This is a genomic window from Protofrankia sp. CiT1, from assembly GCF_917627335.1.
Classification (GTDB): Bacteria; Actinomycetota; Actinomycetes; order Frankiales; family Frankiaceae; genus Protofrankia.
In genome coordinates this window covers 1-4964 of record NZ_CAKJTP010000219.1, presented here as the reverse complement: position 1 = coordinate 4964, position 4964 = coordinate 1, and the positions used below count along the sequence as shown (strand labels likewise).

Sequence of the window (4964 nt, the reverse complement as noted above, 5' to 3'; positions counted from 1 at the left end):
GGCAGGTTGTCTTGCTGGGCCATCGTTCGTGTCGGCCGTCAGCTATCAGGCGTGTCGGGGAGTGCCCGGCGCCAGGACTGTGGATGAAGGAGCCGGGTTGGGTGTGGGTATCGCGGAGAGCCACTGTGGTGGGCGGCGACCGGCGAGCCGGGCTGCCCATGCATCGCGCGGCAATGCATGGGCAGCGATGACACGAGGTCCGTATCCCGGCCCCGTGGCAGCGCGCCCCCTGTTGCCAGGCGCTCTTAGCCGGCTGAGTAAGGTGGACAGACAACGCGGTGGGTGAGTGCCCGCCGGGGGTGCTGCCGCGCGATCAGATGATCATAATGCCATTACCCGGCTGCCTAGGGCCGGTGGTCCGTTCCCGCCAGACACACAAAATTCCGCCGGCTCCGGACGAGAGTGTCCAGTTTCGGGGATCATGCGGCGTTCGTCCGGGGAATCCATTAGGGTTTGTCCACATTAGTAAAAATTAAAGCAGGGTTATCTATTATCTGCATAGATCTAGGTGGCTGTGATGAGATCGAACGAGCGTGGTGCGAGTGGACGGCACTCCGGGCGACGGGCGGGCCCGAACCGACATCCGGGCTGTGCCGGTGGATCCGAACTGACCTGAACTGGTTGGCTGCCCAATCATGGTCCAGGTCGGAGACGATCCACGCGACGGACATCTAGCCCTGCCCCGACCAGCGGAACAGCCGAGGGATCGGGCCGAGTTCGTTCGGCAGCTCTACGCCGAGCACGGCGCCCCGTTGCTGTCCTACGTACTGCGGCTGACGGTCGGTGACCGGTATCGCGCGGAGGACATCGTCCAGGAGACGTTGCTGCGGGCTTGGCACAATGCGGAGGCATTGACCCCGGAGCGGGGTTCCGTACGTGGTTGGCTCATGCGGGTTGCACATAATGTCACAGTCGATGGTTACCGCGCGAAGCGGGCGCGGCCAACCGAAGTGAACCAGGACGACGCCGCGGAGACCGCCGTCTGGGACCGTTCTGAGGAGGTTTTGACCGCACTTGAAGTTAAACGGGCGCTGTCCCGTCTCACCCCCGAGCACCGTGCCGTCCTCATAGAGGTGTACTTCAAGGACAGGACAGCTGTAGAAGCTGCTCGTGTCCTGGGTATTCCGGTCGGTACGGTCAAGTCGCGGATCCACTATGCGTTACGGACTCTTCGACTTGCGTTCGATGAGGGGCGGGAGTTGGCTGTATGACCACCGATGTGGAGTACCGCCGTGCGCTCGGCGCCTACCTGCTCGGGGCGCTTGAGCCCGAGGAGGAGGCGCGGCTTGAGGAGCATGTGCGCTCCTGCGAGTCGTGCCATGCCGAGTTGCTTGATCTGGGCGACACCGTCGCGGATCTGGCGGCTGGCACCATGACCGAGGAGGATGAGGTTGTGGGCCTGCCGGCGCCGGACACGATCCCGGCCGGCCCACCGCTGGCCGGTCTGCCGCCGAATGCTCTGCCACGACGGCTGTTGTTCGCGGTTGCTGCCGCGGCCGCAACCGGTGTGGCGACTGCGGGCGCGGTCGGTTTCGCTATGGGTAACTCCAACAGTGCCGCGCCGGTGCCGGTGGCCGCGCCCACACCGTCCGTCGGCGTCCGTACTGTGGAGGGCAGCGATACCAAGACAGCTGTCACCGGCCGGGCCGTACTCACCCCGGCTGTCTGGGGAACCGGAATTCAGCTTACGGTAGCAGGTACCCAACGCGCTGTTGCCGCTGGAGAGCGTTGCAGGCTCGTCGCGGTTTCCCACAAGGGAATCCAGGACATCGCCGGCACCTGGGTCGTACCACCCCACTCACCCACGCCCGCGGGCGAACGTATCAGTGGGGCTGTCGGTATTCCCATAGAACACATCGCCACACTTATGATTATTACGCCTGATGGTCAGGAGATCTTGGCGGTGCCCGTGTAACCGGCCGCGCCGGCCGGGGACGGACCGGCGCTTGGTGGCGGCCTCGGCACCGTGCCGAGGCCGCCACCAGCGGTCTTTTCCCGGATTGCCAGCGTCGTGGCCGTTCGCTGGCGCCCTCGTCACACGGGGCCGGGTCGGTACGGCGCCGGCTGTGGGTCCGTTCCGTCGCATGCGCGCCTCCCGCGCCTGCGCCGCCGGGTTCACGACGCAGGCGCGGGAGCATCACTGGAACAGTTCCTCGACTGTCGGGACAGGGACGAAGCCGCACTGGACGAGTTGGGCCTGCCGCCGGCTGACGAGCTGGGCGCGGCCCGGGGGAAGCGTCCGGGGCCGGACGTCGCCGAGGAACGTACCCTCGTCCCGGGGACATGACATCAACAGCGCTGGCGTGCCGAGATCCCACAGCCGACGCATGATCGGGTCGTACATCGCCCGTGATGCGCCCGCCGCGGCCCGGGAGATGATGAGATGCAGGCCGATGTCGGCTCCCTGGGGAAGCAGGTCCAGCAACGGTTCCAGCGGAGTCGTCATTCCGCTTGACACCAGGTCGTAGTCGTCGACGACGACGAACAACCGCGGTCCTATCCACCAGTCGCGCCGCCGCAGCCGATCGGGAGTGATCTCCGGGCCTGGCAGCCGGGCGCGCAGCGTTTCGCTGGCTTCGCGGATGATCTGTCGCAGGGCGTCGCTCGACACGGCGTAGCCGAGCTGGCGCTCTGGCGTCACCATGGAGAAGAGGTCTCGCCGGTAGTCGGCCAACATGATCCGTGCTTCCGCGGTCGAGTACCGTTTCTCGACGGCTTGTGCGACGAGGCGCAGGAGGTTCGTCTTCCCCGCGCCCGCGTCACCGATCACGATCAGATGGGCGGATTCGCTGAAGTCGTGGAACACCGGTTCAAGCCGATGTTCGTCGAGACCGATGGCCATCCGCAGGTCGCCGTCGGGCGGGGGCAGCCGTTCGGCGGCGAGGAGGTTGGGCAGCAGCCGTACCGCTGGGGCGCTCGGGCCGGGCCAGGCCTGGAGCACCGCGTCCACCACGGCCCGGGTTGCGATAGCAAGATCGTTAATGGTCGTCGAGGAGTCGAGGCGCGGCAGCGCGGAGAGGAAATGCAGCGCTTCGGACGTCAGGCCCCGGCCGGGCGTCGCGGGCACGTTCGCGGCGGCTCGGCTGCCCACCTCGGAGTCGAGCGTGTCGCCCAGGTGCAGTTCGAGTCGGCTGCCGATCAGGTCCCGCATGCCTGGCCGGATTTCCGACCAGCGTGCGGCGGAAATGATCAGATGCACGCCGTAGTTGAGGCCGCGGTTGGCGAGGTCTGACAGCACTGGCTCGAGCTGTTCGAACTCCTGGCGGAGGGTGAACCAGCCGTCGATCACGATGAAGACGTCCCCATACGGGTCTTCCTGGTAGCCGCCGTCACGGCGCAGCTGTCGATAGTCCGTCATGGACGCGAGGCTGTGGTCGGCGAAGAGCCGTTCGCGAGCGGTGAGCAGGCCGGACACCTCGGCCACGATGCGGGTGACCCGGTCGACGTCGAGCCGGGAGGCGACGCCGCCGACGTGTGGCAGGTCGGCGAGCCCGCCGAGCGCACCACCACCGAAGTCGAGGCAGTAGAACTGCACCTGCCGTGGGGTATGGGTCAGCGCCAAACTGAGGATCAGGGTGCGCAGCAGGGTGCTCTTCCCACTCTGCGGTGCCCCGACCACACCGACGTGGCCGGCGCCCCCGGCGAGGTCGACCATGAGCAGGTCACGCAGGCCGTCGAACGGCCGGTCGACGATGCCGATCGGCACTGACAGTTCGGACCGATCCGGTCGACTCAGCGGTACCAGGCCGTGTTCCGGATCCGGGGCCAGCGGCGGCAGGAGCTGGTCCAGAGTGGGCGGGTTGGCCAGCGGCGGGAGCCAGATCTGGTGGGCTGGTGGCCCTTCGCCCTGCAACCGATCCAGGATGATCTGAATGAGGGGCTTGCCGGGCGGGTTGGCATCGGACACGTCCGGTTGCTGATCGGCGTGATCCACTGAAGGCGGCAGCGTAGGCGCCATGTAACCGGCGGCGAACGCGGCCACCTGCCGGCTGGCGGCCGCGCGACTGGCGCTGACGGTGGTGGCCCGGTGCGGTGCGGAGACATAGGCCGCCCGGAAACGGATCAGAGTCGACGTGTCGGTTTTGAGATACCCGTTGCCGGGCGCCGACGGCAGCGTGTATGCGTCGGGCAGGCCGAGGACGGCGCGCGACTCCATCGCGGAGAAGGTCCGCAGCGCGATGCGGTAGGACAGATGCGATTCCAGGACGTGCACCCGTCCCTCGTCGAGACGCTGCGAAGCGAGCAGCAGATGCACCCCGAGGCTACGGCCGAGTCGCCCGATCATGACGAACAGCTCGGTGAAATCGCGTTTGCTTGCCAGCAGTTCGCTGAACTCGTCGACGATGATGATCAATGTTGGCATCGGCTCGATGGAGGCGCCTGCGATCCGAGCGCGCTCGTACTCATGGAGTGAGCTGTGCCCGGCCCTGCGCAGCGCCTCCTGCCGGCGGACCAGCTCGCCGTGCAGCGCGTCCTGCATACGGTCTACCAGCGGCAGCTCGTCCGCGAGATTTGTGATTATTGCTGATGTGTGCGGCAGCGCGTCCAGGCCCAGGAAGGTCGCGCCGCCCTTGAAGTCGACCAGTACGACGTTGAGCACCTCGGGGGAGTGGGTCATCGCGAGTGCCAGTACGAGCGTGCGCAGCAACTCGCTCTTGCCCGACCCGGTCGCGCCGATCAGTATCCCGTGCGGACCCATCCCGCCCTGTGCGGATTCCTTGAGGTCCAGCTCCACCGGGGAGCCGTCCTCGGCAACACCGATCGGCACCCGGAGCCGGTCCCAGGGACTGCGCGAGGCCCAGGCCGCCGGCGGGTCGAAAGTGTTCGGGTCACCGGTGCCGAGCAGCGTGGTGAGATTGATGTCCGTGCTCATCGGCTCGGTCGACTCCACCGAGATCTCCACCCGCTGCGCGGCCAGTTGCCGGGCGAGTGCCCGGCAACGCGTCCCGTCCAGAGTGTCGGGC

Annotated in this window: 3 protein-coding genes; 2 read left to right on the top strand and 1 reads right to left on the bottom strand. The window is 67.1% G+C overall.

Annotated elements, in window-relative coordinates; genetic code table 11:
• Window positions 1–635 precede the first annotated feature (635 nt).
• Both MJ785_RS20270 and MJ785_RS20265 read left to right on the top strand, forming a co-directional pair.
• Window positions 636–1211 (top strand): sigma-70 family RNA polymerase sigma factor, encoded by a 576-nt coding sequence (locus MJ785_RS20270; protein WP_239311946.1) that lies wholly within the window; start codon window positions 636–638, stop codon window positions 1209–1211.
• Window positions 1208–1915 (top strand): zf-HC2 domain-containing protein, encoded by a 708-nt coding sequence (locus tag MJ785_RS20265; RefSeq protein ID WP_239311947.1) that lies wholly within the window; start codon window positions 1208–1210, stop codon window positions 1913–1915. Before MJ785_RS20270 ends, MJ785_RS20265 begins: the two co-directional genes overlap by 4 nt.
• A gap of 222 nt (window positions 1916–2137) precedes the next feature.
• Here MJ785_RS20265 and eccCb read toward each other — a convergent pair.
• A partial coding sequence (gene eccCb / locus MJ785_RS20260; RefSeq protein ID WP_239382337.1) for a type VII secretion protein EccCb occupies window positions 2138–4964 on the bottom strand: 2827 nt, incomplete at its 5' end.